Here is a 19,330-nt window from a genome sequence, read left to right as displayed (position 1 = left end):
TTTGTATGCTTGCACAATTGAGTTGTACGTTTTTAGTAAGTAATATCCAATACAACTCAGATATACGCCTGTTTTTTGAGAAGAGCGGATATAGTTCTGCCTATGACTGCAAAATAATTTATATCCGCCACCGACCATTTTTTGAAGCGTCCAATATAGCAGAAAGATATCATGCCCTTTATCATGCTTTCCTCTGTCATAAGGTACTGAACTGCACCGCCGATATTCTGCTCGGTAAGCTTCGCAAAAGCGTTGTCATCGCGTCCTTCAAGCTCGTTCACATTGTCGATGACGAATATGCCGTCACCCGAGAAGCGGTCGGTATAATTGTTTTCAAGGAGATATGATGCATTTTTCGATGGGGCATTTCCGCAGCTGAGCATAAGTCCCATATCGCTGCCCGAGAATACGCATATATCATCTATGCCGAACTGCGAGCGCACCTGCTCCAGAAGCACCGATATATCAGGTATCCTGCCCAGCACGAGATTTTCCGCAAGTCCGCTTACAAAGCCAAGCTTTTCGGAAGCTTCGCCCTTACCGCTGAGGAAAGCTATCTTGTTCTCCATATCCTTTTCCACAGGACCATGCTTATTGATATCATAGATGACATAGCGGTTCTGTCCCTTTTCCTTGGCGATATACAAAGCTTTATCCGCCTGCATGAAAAGCTCGTCATAGCTTTCGCTGTCCACGGGATATGCAGCCACACCCATTGAGCAGGTAAGGTGTATCTTTTCCGACCTGTCCGCAAAAGCAAACTCGGTATTAGTCCTTATTGCGCGGAGTATCCCTCGCAGGTCCTCCTCGTCACGGGTATTTTCAAGCACGATAAGGAAGCCGCTTCCGCTTATTCTTCCTGCTATACCCCGTGAACCTATGGCAGACCTTATTATGGAAGCTACCTTGTATATGACTTCATCTCCGAAAAGATGTCCGTAGCCGTTATTGATGTCCGTGAAATTGTCGATATCAAGTATCACAAGATCAACGGTATACGAAGGCTTTTCCGCAAGTATCTCCTGAGCAAAGGAAGTGACCGCACGTTTGTTGAGCAGTGAGGAAAGCGAGTCTTTATTCGCTTCAAGCGCAAGGTTTATGTCCTTGGTCTTGCTGCGCGAATTCACAACAGAGATTATACCGCTGACCTTTTTCGCATCAGGCATATCGTAACGGGTTATGCCTCTGAAAAGGCAGGTCTCACGAGTCTTTCCCTCAGTGAACATCGAGGTTTCCAGCTCATGGTCGAAGCGGTAGACTCCGTTCCTGATATCCCTGCAAAGAGCATTGAATGTCTCGATGTATCTTGTCAGGATATAGCCTGCTTCTATGGCGTCACTGCGCCATTTTTCAAGCTCCTCGTCAAGGAGGACTATCTCACGGAAGCACTCGAACATATATATGCGTATTCGCTTTGTCTCGAAGCTGTATTCAAAGGCAAGGTCTGAGATAAGGCTAAGTACATTCCGATATTCCGCGGACTTGCTCTCGCGGCTGTATGCCAGTGACTCAAGAGAAAGCACATCACTGAACGTTATGGAGTAAAGAGGCTCTGCTTCACCTGCTCCGAAAAGCCTTACAGCCGCCAGTATCCAGCGGTATTCTCCGTTTATTCCTTTCATGCGTATGACAGTCCTGCGGACTTCGCCCACAGACACCTTTTCTATACACTCCATAAGTCTCGGAAAGTCGTCATCGTCAATGGTACGCCTTATGGAATAGGTAACGTCATTTCCGAAAAAAGTGAAAAAAGCTTCATCGCCGCTCTGAGTGTGCAGGCTTTTATCCACAACAACTCTGCCCACGCTGTAAAGCTCCTCACCGATAAGCTCACTGTTCATATGCCGCCTCCTTCCATAACTATATCAGAAATATCAAAGAATAATATCTTCAAATTTACCGCGTATAGCCTTTACAAGCTCCTGCGGCGAAAGGTGTATCTGAGTGCCTATGCGGCCGCCGCTTATGTAAAACAGCGGCAGATTTTCCGCACTGTTATGTATCACTGTCATAAACTGCTTTTTCATGCCGATAGGAGTGCAGCCGCCGCGGACATATCCCGTTATTTTGGTTATGTCCTTTACGTGGATAAGCTCCACGGACTTCTCTCCCACGCTCTTTGCAGCCTTTTTCATATCCAGCTCCAGTGCTACGGGTATAAGGAAGCAGAAATAGTTTCCGCTCTTTCCCTGAGCCACAAGTGTCTTGAAGGTCTCTTCAAGAGGCTGTCCGAGCTTTTCGGCAGTATGTATACCGTCAATGAATTCCTCACATTCATAGGTCTGCACGGTATAATCTATCTTGCTCTTGTCAAGAAAACGCATTGCGTTGGTTTTTAGTTCTTTTCCCATTATCTTCACTCCTGAAACTTTATTAATCCGGTCCGCCCCATTTAGTCACCTCAATACCGAGCCACACAAAAAAAGAATGAATTATCAGCCATGAAACGATAAAACATATCCTTAATCTTTTCAGATCGGGTTCTTCATTGTTTTCCTCTGCTCTTCGGATATGCGCTTTCGCACAAAGGAAATATATCCCAAACCATATCAGTATGTCGCCGATACCGCAAAGAATAAGCTGAAAAGTAAATTTATCTATCATCTGTTCACCTCTTATACAGGCGGATACTATCCGCCCTCAATAGTCAACAAATATGTGTTCTGTTTTTTATTCAAAACATAGAATTCAAGATTGATCTTTGTAATATTCAACGGTTTTCCATTGAAAAACGGCTCATTTCAGCCCTTTTACAAAAAGCATAATGCACGTCATACTTTAACGGCTTATAAGCTCCCTGCTTTTTATCACAAAGCCGTTTTGCGTGTATAATCCCACCGCTTTTTTATTCCACTCAGCCACATGGAGCGTTATAGGTTCAACTGTATATTCTCTGATATGCCCTATCGCCCATATGAGCAGCCGCTTTCCGAAGCCTTTTCCCCGATACTTTTTATTCACTATCAGGTCATCTATTTCCGCACCGAAGCAGCCCACACTGCCTATGATAGTTTCACCCTCTATGAGCAGGAAGATATTTTCCTTTTTACCGTTAAGCTGCCGAATATCACACAGGAAGTTATACGGCTCGATATCCAGTGCCCTGCGCATATCATAGAAACATTCATTGTATACGCGCTCATACTGACTGTAGTATTTATCGCTGAACGGCAGCAGCTTCACATTATCAGCCGTTACACACTCTCCTGTGTATTCCATTTTGTACACATAAAAGCTTTTCATACTATCTCTACCCCTACAGCCTGTATATATGACACGGGCTGCCAAAGGCAGCCCAAAAATTCATTCAATGTTTAACGACCAATGGTCGTCCCTACAGCGCAGTGTCTGCGCCCCCTATCCACGTTGTCGCTCGCAAGCTCGCTCACATTTATCATAAATGTGAGCTGAACATCGCTTACGGAACATTTTTGCTTTAGCGGCAAAACGCCGTTCCTACAGGCTAACGGCTCTCTTGCTAAAGACGCAGCCGCAGTAATTCTGCCTGTATAAGTTATACTGCTTTGACAGCTCGATCGAGTGCTTATAGCCCTCATGCTTCTTGAAATCAGAAAACAGATAAGGCACTCCGCACTCTTCCTGCAAACGCGCTCCGCACTCGTTTATGAAAGTGCAGTCCTTATGCGGGCTTATGGTAAGAGTGGTCGTGAAGAAGTCACAGCCCAGCTCCTCAGCCTTATTTCCTGCCATTCTCAGACGGTACTCTATACACTTTCTACAGCGTTCTCCGCGCTCGGGAAGATCTTCAAGTCCCTTTGCCAGCTCATAAAAAGGTGCGGAGTCATAAGGCTCTTCTATGATAGGGATATCAAGTCCCATTTCCCTGACCAGCCTTTTCAGTTCTTCATATCTGAAAGCGAACTCCTCCTCGGGAGCTATGTTGGGATTACAGAAATACAGCGTTATACGGAAGTATTTCTCCAGTACCGTAAGAGTATGGCTGCTGCACGGCGCACAGCAGGCATGAAGCAGCAGCGACGGCTTTTCGCCGCTCTTTTCAAGCTCTGCAAGCTTCTTATCCAGAAGCAGACCGTAATTGGTCTTAGGCTGCTTATCCATTATTATTCCTCAAGATTTTTAAGAGCCTTGAGCTCCTCACGGTTGACTCTTATCTCAACGTCTTTAAGAAGCTTTACCTCGCTTCTGTCAAGAGTTACGGGCACTTCCGACTTTTCAGTCTTTACGCGGAGCTTTCCTGTAATAAGGTTAACGTCCTCCACCTTGCCCTTGTCGCCGTCGGGAGTAACTACGATAGCTCCTATCTTAGGAGTTATTTTCAGAAGCTCCTCATAAGCGTTCTGCTCGTTCTTGAGGCAGCACATAAGTCTGCCGCAGGTACCCGATATCTTTGTAGGATTAAGGGAAAGTCCCTGCTCCTTAGCCATTTTTATGGATACAGGCTGGAAATCGCCCATATATCCCTTACAGCAGAATTCTCTGCCGCATATGCCCAGTCCGCCAAGTATCTTCGCTTCATCTCTGACACCTATCTGACGGAGCTCGATCCTTGTTCTGAATACAGCCGCAAGGTCTTTTACAAGCTCACGGAAGTCTACACGGTTCTCGGCTGTAAAATAGAAGAGAAGCTTATTGTTGTCGAATGTACACTCAACATCTACAAGCTTCATGCTGAGCTTGCGGAATGCTATCTTCTCCTCGCATATCTTGAAAGCGTCCTTTTCACGCTGTTTATTCTTTTCAACAACTTTCATGTCGTTGTCGTCTGCAAGTCTGATTATGGGTTTCAGCGGTGACGATATCATCTCGTCCTCTATCTGACGATTTGCGATAACTACCTCTCCGCACTCAACTCCGCGGACTGTTTCGACTATAACATGATCTCCCACCTGAGCAGTTATATCTCCCGGTGAGAAGTAATATATTTTTCCTACACTTTTAAAGCGTACTCCGACTATTTCTTTCATAGAAAGCTCCTATCTATGGTCTATCCGATGATATCCATTATCTCAGCGCACAGTGCCGTCAGCACCAGCGGTATACTTACATTGCTCTCGACTGCGCCCCATGACTTTTCGATACACGAGTGTATCCTTGCAGCCTGACTCGGTATGATAAGCTCCGACAGTCTCACTGCCCCCTCACGGAAACAGCCTATAGTCTGCCCGTTTATGTCTTTTCCAAGTACTGCTGCATCACGCACAAGCTTGTCGAGCATAGAAAGCACCTCTCTTACGTCATCGCGTTCGCGTCCGAGGGAGAAAAATCCCACATTGAGAGCGTACTCATCTTTTTTTATTATACTATCTGCGAGGGCTTTTGTCAAATCCACACGCTTTCTCAGTTCCTCATCTGTTATATACTGCTCGCACATACCTATACAGCCGTGAAAGCAATCGACTGCCCTGCGTATATCGTCGGGCTCAAATCCACTCTCGGCAAGAGACTGTGCAGCCTCTTCCTCGGTAACTGGCGATGTGGTGAAGCACACGCATCTTGATATGATAGTCGGCAGGAATTCCGACTTTGAACCGCAGGTAAAGATGAAATATGCATAATCGGGCGGTTCTTCTATGAGCTTCAGCAGAGCGTTCTGCGTTCTGGTATCAACATTATGGCAGTCCTCGAAAATATACACCTTGCAGCCGCTGCTGTTATTGGGCTTTACATATGCGTCAGCTATGACATCTCTCGCCTCTTTGACGCTGAAATTATTGAGCTTTCCCGTCTTTTCGGGGAATATGACATCAGGGTGTATGCCCTTTTCTATGTTGGTGCAGGCGTTGCACACACCGCAGGGCTTTCCGCCCACGGGAGCTTCGCACATGAGCGACTGTGTGTAATACCTTGCCATAAGCTTCCTGCCGCTGCCCTTTTCACCGCATATCAGCAGAGAATGTGCAGTCCTGCCGCTTGAAGCCATACCTGCAAGAGTATCAAGAAGCTGCTTGTTTCCGTAAATTTTTTTCATACTCATTCCTTTTCCAAGGGAAGTCCGTCCTTGTTATTTACAATAAAGGGTACTGCTTTTTTATGGCAGCAGATGCGGTTGACCACTTCTTCTCCGCCGTATTCACCGTCTCTTGTCCACGAAAAAGGCTCGTCGGAAAGATTGGTGATAGTAACATTGTCAGTACGGAAAAAGATTATGTTCTTATCCGTCATATCATTCTTTAAAAGTGACAATGCTGTTTTTCCGAGTTCGGCAGGATTTTGCGGCTTTCTTACGAGAGTGACCTCAAAAGCTCCGTCATTGAGCATGAAATCCTTCATTTTTATCATTCCCGCAACAGAAGCGGTATTAGTTACCATACCGTAGATGAAGTCGCCTTCTATCACGGTATCACCGCTTTCTATGCGCATAGGCTTTGCCTTTATGCTGCCGAGCTGAGTCGCACCGTCTGCTATATAAGCAGCGTGTCCGAATACATTCTTGACTCTCTGAGAGGTCTCATACGTGATATTGGTAAAAGCTCCGAAAGCTGCAACATACGAGAAATACCTGCCATTGAATCCGCCCACGTCGCATAACACAGGCTCTCCTATAGCAGCGACCTCTGCTGCCTTCATTTTATCCGAGGGTATACCCAAGCTCTTGGCAAAATCATTTGTAGAACCCGCAGGTATATAGCCTATCGGTATCTTTCTTTCACTGTCCATTACCCCTTGCAGACACTGACTGAGAGTACCGTCGCCTCCTGCTACAACAAGCTTGTCAAAGCCGTTCTCACAGGCATATGCAGCCTGCTCCACGGCATCATCACTGCTCTGAGTAGTATGTACAGTCACTTCATATCCGTCTTTAACGAATTCGTCGATGATTTTCCCCAGTTTCTTGCTGATAACTGCTTTCCCCGCAACAAGATTAACTATAAAATATATCTTTTCCATTTATATTCTCCCTATATGACGATGCGGACAGTTTTGCCTGTCCGCTGTCGTTATGTTTACTTTTTGCCTGTCTTGAGATATTCGTCTATAGACTTTGCATTGTCTGTATTTGATACGTATGCATAGTAAGCAAGTACCTTTGAAGCGTCGACCGAGTCGATAAGACCGTTATTGTCAACGTCTGCTGCCTTACCCTGAGCAGTAGTGAACTTGCCCTTTGCATCGTTTGATGAAAGTCTTGCATACTCTGCAAGGATACCTGAAGCATCTACGGAATCAACGAGACCGTCGTTATTTATATCGCCGTGTTTTATTGGAGTAGTTGTTGTTGTAGTTGTGGTAGTAGTCGGCTTAGATGTAGTTGTTGTAGTTTTTGATGTAGTAGTGGTTGTAGGCTTAGATGTAGTTGTTGTTGTCTTTGATGTTGTGGTAGTAGTCTTTGATGTCGTTGTAGTAGTGGTAGTCTTGCTTGTTGTAGTAGTCTTGGAAGTTGTTGTGGTAGTTGTTGTTGTAGTTGATGTAGTTGTTACCTTAGGCTCGCCTGCTACCTTCTTGTATGTTGCATATGCAATTGCAGGATACTTGTCCTTATCCTTTATGCCGTTGTATACCTCTGTAAGAAGTCCGTCATCAACGTGGAGCTTGCCTATCTTGCTGAGTATGGCAGCTGCGATAGCAAGATGTCCCTTCTGATTTGGGTGAACGTCCATAGTTGAAAGTCCGCCTGTCTGAACATCAACGAAGTAATTTGTATTACCGGGAGTATCTGTTGAAAGCTCTCCGTCATATGATGTAAATTCTGTCTTTACGTCAACAACGTCGATACCGTCAACAGCACTGATATGCTCTGAATAGCTTCCCATTACGATCTCCATCTGAGATCTTAAAAGGCTGATGAAAGTAGCGGTGCTCGACTTTGTGCCGTATGTTTTCTGGATATATGTAGGATCAAACTGTATAGGCTGATAAATGGTCTGCACCATTATCTTTGCATCGGGATTTACAGCCTTTATCTTATCGGCTGCTGTCTCTATGTTAGGGATAATGTGAGTTTCGATGTATCCCTCATAGTTCTTGTTCTTGAAGCTGAGGTTGCTTCCGATATCACCGAAAAGACTGCTGAGCTCTATCTGTGCTCTTATACCGCTGTTTGCATAGGAAAGTATGCTGTTTATATTAAGGACCGTAGTCAATGTGCTCATAGACGGATTTTTCGGGATATCAGCTGCTGTATAGCCTTCATTGAAGAAATTCTGATCGGGCTTTGAAAGGGCAAAATCAATAAGTCCCTTTGCAATATACTGCATGATATCGTTGCCGCCTATGGAAATAACAACGTATTCGGCATCGGAAATATTCTTTTTCTGCTCGGCAGACATCTTGTCGATAAGTGCGAGCATATCATCTGTTGTATCGCCTACAACTGCATAGTTTGAGACCTTGCAGCCAAGATAATCGCCGCATATCTCGCCGTAGTTATGAGCAACATCTCCCTGTCTTGTATATCCTGTTGCGATACTGTCGCCAAGAATTACCATTCCCGACTTTGCTGCGGCAGCTGCCTTTTCAGTCTCGGCGGAAGGTACTGCAGCGATAGCGGAAACGCTTAAAGCCGCTGCAAGTAATGTTGATAAAACCTTTTTCATAGGATCCTCCTCTGTTTTAATATTGAACTTATTACTGCATTTTTAACTGCGGATCATATAACCGCAGCTAAATGTAGTATATAATATTATCTTATCCGTGTCAAGCGGAAAAATTAACTAAAATTATATGCTGCGCACAAAAACAGCATAGTCTTTTCTGTATTTTTCGTTGAAATACAGCCTTACTCTTTCGTTTGTGCCAAACTGTTCAAAATATTTCTTATCTACCCTGAGCGTCTGAAGATACTGCTGCGACTCGGGGAATATCACAGTAAAAATACACGCTCCCATGTCATACTCCTTGCCTATTATGATACCGTCGGCATAGGTCGTAGTTCCTCTTGCAAGAGGTCTTCTGAACACAGCTCCCCACATAAGCAGCAGCATTATGCCCGAAACGAACAATACACCGAAGATCATTATAGCCATTGTAAGGTCGCCCTTATGTCTGCTGTAGATCATACCTGCTATGCAGGCAAGTGTTACTATAAGCGAAACAAGCCATGTGCCGCTTGCAAGTCCGCGTCCCAGAGGTCTGCATGAGCGCATATCCTCGGGCAGTGACATATACTCATCGTCTGTGGCGGTGTACTTGTAAAGCTCCTCACAGCCTATCTTGCGATAATTCTGATGATCGGGTACTGTTACCGATCTTGAAGCAAATTCGGCTGAAACGCTTCCCACAACATCATGTTCTGCTGCGCCTTCTGCTATAGGCACTAAAAAAGGAATTAATGTACCGCGTACAATAAGAACTGTTTTGCCAACGGCATACGAATGATGATATTTTACCTTTACAAGCTGTTTTGTGCCAAATATGGCTATCGTGTATATGATACAGGTTATTGTGCCTCTGTAACCACGTATCTCACGTTTATCGACTATCTCTCCAGGAACTGTCATCGACTCACGCGTTACACGCTCCTTTACTGCTGCGCGCAGTCCGAACACACCGCAGATGTTCAAAAAAAGCGTAACAGGTATGAATATAAATAATCTCATAGACAGGTCGATGTCTTTTTCCGTGAATAAAGAGATGATAAGTCCTATTGTGAAAACTAAGCAGAACAGCGCCAATGCGCCGTAACCCGAGCAAAGCCTTCTTGCAAGGCTTTTATGCTTTGAAGCCAGAGATAAATACTCGCTTTCCGTGATCCTGCGGTATGCTATCTGCTCAGGACCTATCTCAGTGTAAGAACTATAAAGTTCAAGATCGTTTCTTTTTTCCCCGAATAACATAGTGTTTTTCTCCTATATCAAGATGATATTATAATTTCTGCCTGTTCCGCTTTTACAAACAGAACAGGCAGCTGATCTTTATTTTGCGCCTTCCATTATTGCCCCGAGAAGGTCGCCGTCCCATGTAAGTGCTCCTCTGTTGAAGATACCGAAGCTTGATTCACCGCTCATTTTTCCGTTATCCCATACAAAGCACTTTATTCCGTTAGCCTTTGCATTATTGATGTAGTATTTATAGTAATCACAGCGCGTAGCAGTACTTGCTGCATTTACGCAGCCGAATTCGTCGATTATTACAGGAGTTCCCTTGTCTATGAACTTCTTTTTGAGCTCTGCGAACTTTGCACTTACTTCGTCCTTGCCGCTTTCGGTAAAGGCTGTTTCCGAGCCCTCCGCAAACTTCCACGGAGCATAATAATGCACGGACAGGATAATGTTTCCGCCTGTCGGTACTCTGAAATCGTTGAGTGCTATACTGTCGGCAGAAGCTGCATAAGTAGTTACGATAAGTGTTCTTGCCGCATTATTTCCGCCGCTCTTGCGTACTGTATTTACAAAGTCGTTGGCGTAATCGTTTATGACTGAACGCTCGTCCTTTGTACCGCCCATCCATTCCATTGTAGAGCCTACAGTTCGCGGCTCGTTCATGCCTTCAAATATAAGGCGGTCATCATAATCGGCAAAACGCTCGCATATCTGCTCCCATATGGTTTTCAGCCTGAAGCTGTCGCCGTTATATGACGACTTCTGAGGCTCGAACCAGATATAGTCATCATGGTGCATATTGATTATAACGAACATTCCTTCATTATAAGCATAATCCACAACTTCCTGTACTCTGTTCATCCATTCGGTGCTTATAGTATCGCCGTCCATATGCTCAGCCCACGTTACAGGTATTCTTATTGCATTGAAGCCTGCCGACTTGACTGACTTGATTATCTCCTTTGTAGTCTTGACATTGCCCCAGCCTATTTCGGTTTCAAGGCCTTCCTTGTCGGTATTGTAGCTGTCAAGAGTATTGCCCAAATTCCAGCCGACCTTGATCTGTGATACTATCTCATCTGCTGTACGGAAGCCGCGTTCTGCCGCGGCAACTGTTGCAGTCTGGACAGCAGCGTTATCTTCGGGTGCGGCTGTAGTTGTCATCACAGGGAATTCACCTGTAAAGCCCTCGCCCTGACTGTACTTTACAGACACAGTATCAAGAGTAACGGAAGGCTGTTCGCTCCACCAGTAGCCAAGCACGAGCTCGTTGTTCTGAGCTATGCACTCCTTAGCCTTATCAGGCACGAACCATACCAGCTCTATGCTGGAATCGTTTGTGAATACGGCAGTATCACCTGACTGATACTTGCCCTTTGAAGAGTTTATGCCGAATGCTCCCGTATATTTTCCAAAGCCTCCTGCCGCACTTACCTTGAAAGTAACGACCTGAGGTATTACCTTATCGGGAATAAAATCAAGAGGTACATGGATAGTATTGTCAGGATCGGAATAGTTCACGCTGATGCCGACCTCTGCTGCTCCCATGCCGTCAACGGGAACTTCTCTCGTTCTTTCGTATGTACATACAACATTTTCTATCCTGATACTCTCACAATTGCCCCACCAGTATCCGAACAGAACTTCTCCCCCTGCGTGTATGTAGTCCTTCAGCTCGTCAGGTACTTCCCATGTTATCTCGCCATAGCTTCCCTGAGTAGGTGCTGAAAAATCAGGGCTCTGATACCAACCTTTATTCGTTGCAGCAGGACAATCGGTGTCAACGGCAATGCCGCATCCTCCCTTAAAGCCGCCAATGTCGCCGCCGTCACCTGAATAAATAGTAAAAGTAAAAGACTTTACCCTGTCGCCGTCCTCAATGAGATCGGCAAGGGGGAACTTGATCGTGTTGCTTCCCTCAGCTCGTCCGATAGTCCTGTTAACGGTTATCTGCGAATTAAGAGTTGCTGAAACGGTCTCAACTGGGCTGATATGCTCGGTCGCCATCTCTGTAGTTTCCTCCTCGGTAATAACGGTAGTAATTTCCTCCTGTGTCTCCTTCTCTTTCTCGGATACATCAGGAGTCCCCTTTTCCTTCGCGCAGCCGACTGCTGATACGGCTAATGCCGCAGCAACTATCAGTGCGATCTTCCTTATCCTCATTTCAAATTTCCTCTCTTCATCATAGATGATCACGAAAACTCAAACACAACCGATACCCCATATCTCTGCTCCGCTGCTGATCGTTTTGAGTCATAATAGTGTATCTTACAGAAGCGGAATATACAGATATCGATTTTAAGAACACTTACTATAATTATAACACGGCTTTGAACTCTTTGCAATACATGATTTGAACTAATAAACAATAAATTGGTATGACTTTATTTATTAATCTGCCAATTTATCACCTGTTTTTACACTTGCAGGCAAAAATGACAGAACGATGAAATCCCCGTGGTGAATATGCAAAGAATTGATTACAATTTGTTATTCGGCTTGACAAATATTAAAGGCGCGTGTATAATTATTATAAGGTTAGCGAAGAGCACTGCTTCGCATTTTCAATCGTATAAAAACATTATATGAAATGAAAGGACGCAAAATATGAGTAATTTTAGAAAAAGAATGATCGCGATCGCAGCTGTTGCCTGCGTTCTGCTTACATCTGCCGCATCATGTATGGATTCAAATAAAAAAGACAACGGCAGCGGAAATAATGACAGCAGCGCAGCTACAGACGCTGCAACAGAGGACAGCAACGCTCCTACTCTCGAGCACATCGACAACGAAAAAGGCAATGTTGTCGTAACTCCTTTCCAGTCAGGTTCACCTGCCGATCTCGGACTCGCATCAGCTCCCGATGAGGCTACAGCACTTAACGCCGAAGATCCTACAGCTGCTAAAGAGCCTGCTACAGAGATAGTTGAAGTTACTGAGGCAAACGGTGAAAAGGCTACAGACGCTAACGGTCAGGTAGTCACACAGATCGTTACTAAGGCTGCAGAAGCTACAACAGCTGCTTCTGTTGATAACTACGTAAGCAAGACAGACAGCAGATACTGTCTGTGGATCGATATCTCAAAGGATCAGGACTATGTGTTCAACGATGACTTCATTGAGGTATACTTCAAGCTCAAGGAAAATATTCCGAAAAAGGACTATGCTGTAAGATTTAACCCTGATTTCTCAACTATCGGCGGCGATTCTCTCAAGCCCGATAAGGTTATACAGGGTAATATCAGAGTAGGCGGCAGCATCGAGGCTCAGGACGTTTCATCAGAAACAGGCTTCGTTGCATACGGCGACAACGTTTCCGCTAAGCCCGGTGAAGAGGTATGCTACCGCATAAACCTCAAGAACAACCCGGGTATGGCTGCTATGCTCGTATGGGTATACTTCGACTCAAACGCTATGGAAGTTGAGGACGTTATCCCTTCAGGCGAATTTGCTAAGTTCGCTGCTACTGCTTCCACAGGCGAAAAGCCAAAGAACTAAAAGTATAAAAGCTCCCGAAATATCGGGAGCTTTATTTTTTTCTCAAAAAAATCATAAAAAGGGATTGACAAATGTAAATTTTACTGCTATAATAATATCATATCAAACATATAGGAAATATAGTGGAATGAAATGGAGTGAGATGAATGTACGATATTCTTTCTAAACGATGTTGAATATCCTATGCAAGAAATGCTATTTTTAATAAACGAAAATTTAAATATATATTAAAGGAGATATTATTATGAAAACTTATAAGAAGATCACTGATCTCATCGGCGGAACTCCCCTTCTCGAACTCACAAACCTTGAAAAAACACACGAGCTCAATGCTACTATCCTCGCTAAGCTCGAATACTTCAACCCCGCAGGAAGCGTCAAGGACAGGATCGCAAAGGCTATGATCGACGACGCTGAGGCTAAGGGCATACTCCGCGAGGGCAGCGTTATTATCGAGCCTACAAGCGGTAACACAGGTATCGGTCTTGCTTCTGTTGCAGCTTCAAGAGGCTACAGACTCATTATCACAATGCCTGAGACAATGAGTATCGAAAGACGCAACCTTATGAAGGCTTACGGCGCAGAGCTTGTCCTCACAGACGGTTCAAAGGGCATGAAGGGTGCTATCGCTAAGGCTGAGGAGCTCGCTGCTGAGATCAAGGGAAGCTTTATACCTTCACAGTTCACTAACCCTGCTAACCCTGCTATCCACGAAAAGACAACAGGTGTTGAGATATGGGACGATACTGACGGAAAGGTAGATATATTCGTCGCAGGTGTAGGTACAGGCGGTACTTTAAGCGGTACAGGTGCTTACCTCAAGTCTAAGAACCCTAACGTTAAGGTTGTTGCTGTAGAGCCTAAGAGCTCTCCTGTTCTCTCAGAGGGCACAGCAGGTCCTCACAAGATACAGGGTATCGGTGCAGGATTTGTTCCAGAGACACTCAATACAAGCATTTATGATGAGATCATCACAGTTTCAAACGAGGACGCTTTTGAAACAGGCAGAAGCATCGTAAGAAACGACGGTGTACTCGTTGGTATCTCATCAGGTGCAGCTGTATGGGCTGCTATACAGCTTGCAAAACGCCCCGAGAACAAGGGCAAGGTCATCGTTGCTCTTCTCCCTGATACAGGTGAGCGTTACCTATCAACTCCTATGTTTGAATAATTCTTAAATGCCATTATACAGCAAAAGCGGAGCTTAAAAGCTCCGCTTTTGTCATTATTAAATGCTTATATGCAATAGTCTCCGCCCATAACAGTTCCTCGGTCGATTATCGTCTGTAGAGTTATATTGTCAAGGTAATCGTTTATAGCTTTATTAAGCCCTTCCCAGACAAAAAGTGTGCAGCATTCATTCACTCTCGGACATTCATTTGGCTCAAAATCAAGACACGCTACAGGTGCAAGACTTCCTTCAGTTGCTTTCAGCACATCTCCCACTGTGATATCACTTGGCTTTCCTGCAAGCATATAACCGCCTCTGTTTCCGCGATTAGTCCTGAGAAGTCCCGTTTTATTAAGAAGAGGCACTATCTGTTCAAGATATTTTTTTGATATACTCTGTCTGTCAGCAATATCCTTTAAAGATACATAGCCTTCTTCCTGATGAACAGCAAGATCATACAACATTCTGAGTGCGTATCTGCCTTTTGTAGATATTTTCATTAGTACGCTCCTTTCAAGCGGTCATTGTATATACGCTAATTATACCATAGGTTTACTATGTTTTGCAAGTGCTTTTTTTGATTTTTTCGCATCTTTTATTATTTTTCGCTTATCCGAATTAATCTTGACATTTCGCTGTAAAATGTGATATACTATAGTTGTTATAAATAAAAATACGCCGTATAGCGGCTTCAAACAATTCGGAGGATAGAAAAATGAAAAAAACAAAGCTTTATGCATTACTTCTTGCGGCTGTTATGACAGCTTCTGTTTCCGCAGGTTGTCTTGGCAAAAAGAAGTCTACGGTAACATCTCAGCCGCGTCCTACAAGCTCTAACGAGGACAAGTCTCCTGTAGATCTTTCTTCTATGGGTTCTGATGTTATCAATGGCGAATTAGGTACTATGGTATCCGCAAACGATACTGACTTTACTCTCAACGCTGTTCTCGATACAGGTATGCGCGATGATAATGCTAAGTTCATCTACTTTGACATCACTCTCCGCAACAATACCGATAAGGAATACGAGCTCAGCACACTCAACAACTTCTACATTCAGCTCCCTCAGGGCACTAAGCTCTATTCAGAGGTCCGCACACAGCTCTATGCAGGAAGCCATTTCAAGGACGACAAGTATTTCGTTGATCCGTTCACTATCCCTTCAAACGGACAGTTCAGCGGTATCATCGGAGGATTTATCCTGGGCGATGAAATGAACGAATTTGATGTATGCTTCTTCCCTACAGGAAAGGATCCTAACAACAAAAAGACAGTTATCAAGTATAAGATAACTGCCGATAAGATCACAGCACCCGATGCTTCGGTGTTAAAGTAAAAGCGAACCGTTAACGTAAAGTTTTACGCCATAGTTTTCTGATATGAGCACTATGGCGTTTTTCTATTTTTACAGCATGATACAGAAAGAAGGATAAGTTATGAAGATCGCAGTATTCTCAGATATTCACGGAAACCTTAAAGCTTTGAAAAAAGTGCTTGAACAGATAAGGGAAAAAGCTCCCGACCTGACAGTATTCTTGGGAGATATCTTTCAGCGCGGAAATGAAGAAACAGAATGTCTTGAGCTTTTAAAAGCAAGTGAGATAGTCTGTCTGAAAGGCAACTGCGAGCTTTATGCTGAGCATGGAGTAGATGTTGATCCCGATGTTGAGCACCTGAGAGCTTATTATGACGGTATCAGGGAAAAGCTTACGGACGAGCAGATGCAGTTCATCAAGCAGATGCCGCTGCTTTATGAGAACGAATGTCACGGGTATAAAATACGTTTTTCGCATTTCCTGTTTTTAGATGTAAATGCGCCTTATCCGTTCTTACCGCTGTCATCTTTGAAAAACGGCGAGTTCGATAAGGCTTGTGAAAGCGAAGAAGTAAAGGGATACGATCTCGTCGTAGTCGGTCATTGTCACGAGAATTTCGTGAAAGGAAATGTAGTTTCCGTTTCGGCTTCCGGACTGGAAGGTGCTTCGTTCCTTATGATCGAAGCTAACGAAAACGGTGTCAGCTTTGAGCATTGCAGCGTGACGCTGCACCCTTGCTCCGCGCTATAATGATACCGATAAACAAAATACAGCCGCGAGAGACACTGAATTATCAGGTAGATATCATCGCGTGATTTAAAAAAATTTTGATCTTGCCGTTAGTCATCAGGAAGCGGCTTCGCCGCTTTATTATCGGGCGAGCGGAACTCGCCCCTACACTGGGCTAACGGCTAATGGCTCAAAAGACAAGCCCCGAGGCAATGCCTCGGGGCTTGCTGTTTATTTAGTTGAAGTTGAATTTGCTGCGTAGTAAGCAAGTACCTTTGATGCGTCTGCTGAGTCTATAGCACCGTCCTCGTTGTAGTCGTATTCCGTGAGCTGCTTTTCTGTAGGCTCTGTTTTGCCTGTGGATATTTTGGCATACAAAGCAAGTATCATTGAAGCGTCTACAGAGTCCACCTTTCTGTCGTAGTTCACATCGCCCTTGGGGATACGGTCATGTGAGAGATCACCGTATACTTCTATATATCCATGCTCGATACCCTGAGTGAATGTCCATGCTTCCATGAGCTTTCCCTCTTCGTCCATTGCTTCATTAGTGAAAAGATCGGTTTCTTTATTGTAGTATATCTCAATAGGGAATTTTTCATATTTGATACCCTCAGGAAGCTCGACCTGAAATGAAAACATTACGCCGTCACCATTCTTCGCGCCTGCACTTGCGATAATAACTCTGAAACCGTTATCTCCTTCGGGAATACATTCAAACATACTTCTTTTGAGAGCCGGACCTGCTTCTGCGATATAGCCTTCGTCGTCCTTGACTAATTTAAGTCTGTCATCTACCTTTACGCTGAATCCTGCATTGTCGTATTTTCCCGTAGCACCGCTTATAGTAACATCTATTGTCCTGATAGGATGAGCTTTATATTCACCCTCTGCAATGGTCTCCTGAGTTATACTGATCGTAGGCTTTACAGTTGCCTTCGACAGATCAAGACCGCCGAGGTCGTATTCATCGCCTTTGGCCGCATCTGCAAAAGCCTGTAAAGCTGTTGATGATACGAGCATTACTGCTGCGGCAGTTACTGAGATAAATTTTTTGATATACTTGTTCATTGTTTATGCTCCTTTGTGTAAAAAGCTTATTTTCTGCTGAGAAAAGCTTCAAGCTCTATTGTATCATTTGCTGAGATGTATGCGTAGTAAGCAAGCACCTTTGATGCGTCTGCTGAGTCGATAAGTCCGTCATTATTTACATCACTGGTTGCCTTTTCCTTTTCTGTAGGCTCTGAGCTGTTAGTAGATAATCTTGCATATATCTTCAGTATTGCAGAAGCGTCAACTGAGTCTATAAGACCGTCACCGTTAGGATCGCCGAGCTTATATCTCTTGCCTGTGTCAGGTGTTGTTGTAGTTGTCTGTGTTGTTGTTGCAGTTGATGTAGATGTTGATGTCACAGTTGTTTTGGAAGTAGATGCGATAGATGTTTTTGAAGTTGATGTAGTTGATATGATCGTTGTTGTAGTAGTTGTATTTGTTGTTGTTGAAGTTGATGATGTTGTCAGCGTAGGTAATTCTGTTGTAGTAGTTGTTGTTACAGGCTTTGCAGTTGTAGTAGTAGATTCAATTGATGTTTTTGAAGTTGATGTAGTTGATGTGATCGTAGCAGTAGTTGTTGTATTTGTTGTTGAAGTTGATGATGTTGTCAGTGTAGGTAATTCTGTTGTAGTAGTTGTTGTTACGGGCTTTGCAGTTGTAGTAGTAGATGCAATTGATGTTTTTGAAGTTGATGTAGTTGATGTGATCGCAGCAGTAGTTGTTGTTGTATAGATCATCCATGTTGTAGTGTTTGTTGATGTTGCAGAAGTAGTCTTCTTTGTAGTTTCTGTTGGCTTTACAATTGTTGAAGTAGTTGTCTTCTTTGTAGTCTCTGTTGGCTTTACAATTGTTGTAGAAGTTGTCTTCTTTGTAGTCTCTGTTGGCTTTACAGTTGTTGTAGAAGTCGTCTTCTTTGTAGTCTCTGTTGGCTTAGAAGAAGTTACTGTTGTTGTAGTTGTAGTTGTGGCAGTCGATTTAGCTGTAGTAGTTGTTGCAGACGGAATTATTTCAATGCTTTCTATTGATGTTATAACTATGCTCCAGCGTGCAGTCATCATACATTCTATCTTTATGTTGTCGCCTTTTTTCAGAGAATGAAGTGTCTCAAGAACATCTGACGGAACGCCTGATGTTACAAAGGAATAACGGCTGCCGTCAGTCATGCAGATAACATTGTAATCAAGGCGATCAAAAACGCCTGTTATTGTCTTGGCAAATGGTGCGTGAGGATCAGATGTAGTTGTTGTGGCAGTAATTGTAGTAGTTGTTGTCTGTGATGAGGTCACAGCAGTTGCAATAGAAGTTATCTTCTTTGTTGTTTCTGTTGGCTTAACAGTTGTTGTGGAAGTTGTAAGCTCATAGTCGTTAGGACCTGTCCAGTATGAACGATCGGTAGTTGTTACATCTGTAGTAGTTACCGATGTCGGCTCTAAAGTTGTAGTTGAAGTTGTCTTCTTTGTTGTTTCTGTTGACTGTGCAGCTGTTGTAGTTGATGTTGAAGTTGTCTCAACAGGCTTTGAAGTTGTTGTTACTGTAGATGTTGTAGTTGTGGAAGTTGTACCTGCTGTCTGTGTAGATGTGGTATTTGATAATGTTGTAGTTGTATTTGTTGTCTTTGAAGTCGAAGTTGTTGTTGTCTCTGTTTTTGTTGTAGTCGATGACAAAGAAGTAGAAGTTGACTCCTTTGTAGTTTCGGTAGACTTTACAATTGTAACAGAAGTGGTCATTTTAGTAGTTTCTGTAGGCTTAACAGTTGTTGCAGAAGTAGTCTTCTTTGTTGTTTCTGTAGGCTTAACAGTTGTAGTTGAAGTTGTCTTCTTTGT

General features: G+C 43.9%; 18 protein-coding genes. 4 read left to right on the top strand and 14 right to left on the bottom strand.

Annotated features, from left to right (window positions below):
* Positions 1–56 precede the first annotated feature (56 nt).
* From BLW60_RS03600 to BLW60_RS03545, 11 genes are all read right to left on the bottom strand, one after another.
* Positions 57–1,841, bottom strand: coding sequence for a sensor domain-containing diguanylate cyclase (locus BLW60_RS03600; protein ID WP_074714526.1), 1,785 nt, complete (start codon positions 1,839–1,841; stop codon positions 57–59).
* 33 nt (positions 1,842–1,874) lie between these two features.
* Complete coding sequence (gene ybaK, locus BLW60_RS03595; RefSeq protein WP_074714525.1) at positions 1,875–2,351, bottom strand: Cys-tRNA(Pro) deacylase; 477 nt, start codon at positions 2,349–2,351, stop codon at positions 1,875–1,877.
* Positions 2,352–2,373: 22 nt separating this feature from the next.
* The gene (locus tag BLW60_RS03590) at positions 2,374–2,604 is read right to left on the bottom strand and encodes a hypothetical protein (protein ID WP_074714524.1); all 231 of its coding nucleotides are present in this window, start codon (positions 2,602–2,604) and stop codon (positions 2,374–2,376) included.
* 174 nt (positions 2,605–2,778) lie between these two features.
* Positions 2,779–3,243, bottom strand: a complete 465-nt coding sequence (locus tag BLW60_RS03585; RefSeq protein ID WP_074714523.1) for a GNAT family N-acetyltransferase — start codon at positions 3,241–3,243, stop codon at positions 2,779–2,781.
* 213 nt (positions 3,244–3,456) lie between these two features.
* Positions 3,457–4,080, bottom strand: coding sequence for an epoxyqueuosine reductase QueH (locus tag BLW60_RS03580; protein ID WP_074714522.1), 624 nt, complete (start codon positions 4,078–4,080; stop codon positions 3,457–3,459).
* 2 nt (positions 4,081–4,082) lie between these two features.
* Positions 4,083–4,946 (bottom strand): PSP1 domain-containing protein, encoded by an 864-nt coding sequence (locus BLW60_RS03575; RefSeq protein ID WP_074714521.1) that lies wholly within the window; start codon positions 4,944–4,946, stop codon positions 4,083–4,085.
* Positions 4,947–4,966: 20 nt separating this feature from the next.
* Positions 4,967–5,950 (bottom strand): DNA polymerase III subunit, encoded by a 984-nt coding sequence (locus BLW60_RS03570; protein WP_074714520.1) that lies wholly within the window; start codon positions 5,948–5,950, stop codon positions 4,967–4,969.
* A gap of 2 nt (positions 5,951–5,952) precedes the next feature.
* Positions 5,953–6,870, bottom strand: coding sequence for a diacylglycerol/lipid kinase family protein (locus tag BLW60_RS03565; protein ID WP_074714519.1), 918 nt, complete (start codon positions 6,868–6,870; stop codon positions 5,953–5,955).
* A 56-nt stretch (positions 6,871–6,926) separates the two neighbouring features.
* On the bottom strand, positions 6,927–8,516 hold the full coding sequence (locus tag BLW60_RS17120; RefSeq protein ID WP_081348106.1) for a GDSL-type esterase/lipase family protein: 1,590 nt from the start codon (positions 8,514–8,516) through the stop codon (positions 6,927–6,929).
* Between the two features lie 123 nt (positions 8,517–8,639).
* A complete protein-coding gene (locus BLW60_RS03550) occupies positions 8,640–9,755 on the bottom strand; it encodes a hypothetical protein (RefSeq protein ID WP_074714518.1) in 1,116 nt (371 codons plus the stop codon).
* 78 nt (positions 9,756–9,833) lie between these two features.
* Positions 9,834–11,903 carry a cellulase family glycosylhydrolase gene (locus tag BLW60_RS03545; RefSeq protein WP_074714517.1) on the bottom strand — a complete coding sequence of 690 codons (2,070 nt, stop codon included), beginning with the start codon at positions 11,901–11,903 and terminating at the stop codon, positions 9,834–9,836.
* 444 nt (positions 11,904–12,347) lie between these two features.
* Here BLW60_RS03545 and BLW60_RS03540 point away from each other — a divergent pair, with 444 nt between their 5' ends.
* A complete protein-coding gene (locus BLW60_RS03540; RefSeq protein ID WP_074714516.1) occupies positions 12,348–13,238 on the top strand; it encodes a hypothetical protein in 891 nt (296 codons plus the stop codon).
* 244 nt (positions 13,239–13,482) lie between these two features.
* Positions 13,483–14,409, top strand: a complete 927-nt coding sequence (gene cysK / locus BLW60_RS03535) for a cysteine synthase A (RefSeq protein ID WP_074714515.1) — start codon at positions 13,483–13,485, stop codon at positions 14,407–14,409.
* Positions 14,410–14,474: 65 nt separating this feature from the next.
* On the opposite strand, the gene BLW60_RS03530 is transcribed toward cysK, so the two are convergent.
* Complete coding sequence (locus tag BLW60_RS03530; protein ID WP_074714514.1) at positions 14,475–14,909, bottom strand: RrF2 family transcriptional regulator; 435 nt, start codon at positions 14,907–14,909, stop codon at positions 14,475–14,477.
* Positions 14,910–15,124: 215 nt separating this feature from the next.
* Between BLW60_RS03530 and BLW60_RS03525 the strand changes: the two genes are divergently transcribed.
* A complete protein-coding gene (locus BLW60_RS03525; RefSeq protein ID WP_074714513.1) occupies positions 15,125–15,745 on the top strand; it encodes a hypothetical protein in 621 nt (206 codons plus the stop codon).
* 100 nt (positions 15,746–15,845) lie between these two features.
* Positions 15,846–16,475, top strand: coding sequence for a metallophosphoesterase family protein (locus BLW60_RS03520; RefSeq protein WP_074714512.1), 630 nt, complete (start codon positions 15,846–15,848; stop codon positions 16,473–16,475).
* 210 nt (positions 16,476–16,685) lie between these two features.
* Here the strand turns inward: BLW60_RS03520 and BLW60_RS03515 are convergent, their stop codons facing one another.
* Positions 16,686–17,525 carry a dockerin type I domain-containing protein gene (locus BLW60_RS03515; protein ID WP_074714511.1) on the bottom strand — a complete coding sequence of 280 codons (840 nt, stop codon included), beginning with the start codon at positions 17,523–17,525 and terminating at the stop codon, positions 16,686–16,688.
* A 26-nt stretch (positions 17,526–17,551) separates the two neighbouring features.
* Positions 17,552–19,330: dockerin type I domain-containing protein (locus tag BLW60_RS16695; RefSeq protein WP_242872822.1), on the bottom strand; the 1,779-nt coding region annotated here is incomplete at its 5' end.

Source organism: Ruminococcus flavefaciens, assembly GCF_900108555.1.
GTDB lineage: Bacteria > Bacillota > Clostridia > Oscillospirales > Ruminococcaceae > Ruminococcus > Ruminococcus flavefaciens_P.
This window is presented reverse-complemented; position numbering and strand designations above follow the sequence as displayed.

Bases quoted from the DNA above. Each gene is read 5' to 3' on its own strand.
- BLW60_RS03600 (WP_074714526.1), bottom strand. From the start codon at position 1,841: ATGAACAGTGAGCTTATCGGTGAGGAGCTTTACAGCGTGGGCAGAGTT.
- ybaK (WP_074714525.1), bottom strand. From the start codon at position 2,351: ATGGGAAAAGAACTAAAAACCAACGCAATGCGTTTTCTTGACAAGAGC.
- BLW60_RS03590 (WP_074714524.1), bottom strand. From the start codon at position 2,604: ATGATAGATAAATTTACTTTTCAGCTTATTCTTTGCGGTATCGGCGAC.
- BLW60_RS03585 (WP_074714523.1), bottom strand. From the start codon at position 3,243: ATGAAAAGCTTTTATGTGTACAAAATGGAATACACAGGAGAGTGTGTA.
- BLW60_RS03580 (WP_074714522.1), bottom strand. From the start codon at position 4,080: ATGGATAAGCAGCCTAAGACCAATTACGGTCTGCTTCTGGATAAGAAG.
- BLW60_RS03575 (WP_074714521.1), bottom strand. From the start codon at position 4,946: ATGAAAGAAATAGTCGGAGTACGCTTTAAAAGTGTAGGAAAAATATAT.
- BLW60_RS03570 (WP_074714520.1), bottom strand. From the start codon at position 5,950: ATGAAAAAAATTTACGGAAACAAGCAGCTTCTTGATACTCTTGCAGGT.
- BLW60_RS03565 (WP_074714519.1), bottom strand. From the start codon at position 6,870: ATGGAAAAGATATATTTTATAGTTAATCTTGTTGCGGGGAAAGCAGTT.
- BLW60_RS17120 (WP_081348106.1), bottom strand. From the start codon at position 8,516: ATGAAAAAGGTTTTATCAACATTACTTGCAGCGGCTTTAAGCGTTTCC.
- BLW60_RS03550 (WP_074714518.1), bottom strand. From the start codon at position 9,755: ATGTTATTCGGGGAAAAAAGAAACGATCTTGAACTTTATAGTTCTTAC.
- BLW60_RS03545 (WP_074714517.1), bottom strand. From the start codon at position 11,903: ATGAGGATAAGGAAGATCGCACTGATAGTTGCTGCGGCATTAGCCGTA.
- BLW60_RS03540 (WP_074714516.1), top strand. From the start codon at position 12,348: ATGAGTAATTTTAGAAAAAGAATGATCGCGATCGCAGCTGTTGCCTGC.
- cysK (WP_074714515.1), top strand. From the start codon at position 13,483: ATGAAAACTTATAAGAAGATCACTGATCTCATCGGCGGAACTCCCCTT.
- BLW60_RS03530 (WP_074714514.1), bottom strand. From the start codon at position 14,909: ATGAAAATATCTACAAAAGGCAGATACGCACTCAGAATGTTGTATGAT.
- BLW60_RS03525 (WP_074714513.1), top strand. From the start codon at position 15,125: ATGAAAAAAACAAAGCTTTATGCATTACTTCTTGCGGCTGTTATGACA.
- BLW60_RS03520 (WP_074714512.1), top strand. From the start codon at position 15,846: ATGAAGATCGCAGTATTCTCAGATATTCACGGAAACCTTAAAGCTTTG.
- BLW60_RS03515 (WP_074714511.1), bottom strand. From the start codon at position 17,525: ATGAACAAGTATATCAAAAAATTTATCTCAGTAACTGCCGCAGCAGTA.